We start from the raw sequence: 339 nt of genomic DNA on the forward strand, positions 1-339 counted from the left end.
CGACAGTGGAGTGGCGGATTTGCTGGATAGATACCGTGCCAGGCTCGGCATTGATGCTATACCTAAGGGGAAGTTTCTCATGCGGCAGGCTGTTCATAAGATTCGAGAAGGGGCGTTTTATCTTGAACCGCCTCCCTTTCCCGGAGCAGGTACAGGGACACTTGGACCTGTTGCACCTCGCCAGGTCATTCTGGCGCGGAGTTTTTCCCTCGTGTTCGCTCGGCGACGTGGACCTGGCGTTAGTTCAGAACGACATAGCAGATTATGCCTGGAACGGCACAGAGTTCTTCAAGAAGCCTATAAAGAACTTCCGTGCCATAGCTCGCCTTTACCCTGAAC

At 53.7% G+C, this 339-nt stretch carries 1 protein-coding gene; it reads left to right on the forward strand.

Annotated elements, in window-relative coordinates; genetic code table 11:
* Positions 1 to 122: 122 nt before the first annotated feature.
* On the forward strand, positions 123 to 339 hold a 217-nt coding region (locus EZM41_RS13590; RefSeq protein WP_274704702.1), incomplete at its 3' end, for a TAXI family TRAP transporter solute-binding subunit.

This window comes from Acetomicrobium sp. S15 = DSM 107314, assembly GCF_016125955.1.
GTDB lineage: Bacteria > Synergistota > Synergistia > Synergistales > Thermosynergistaceae > Thermosynergistes > Thermosynergistes pyruvativorans.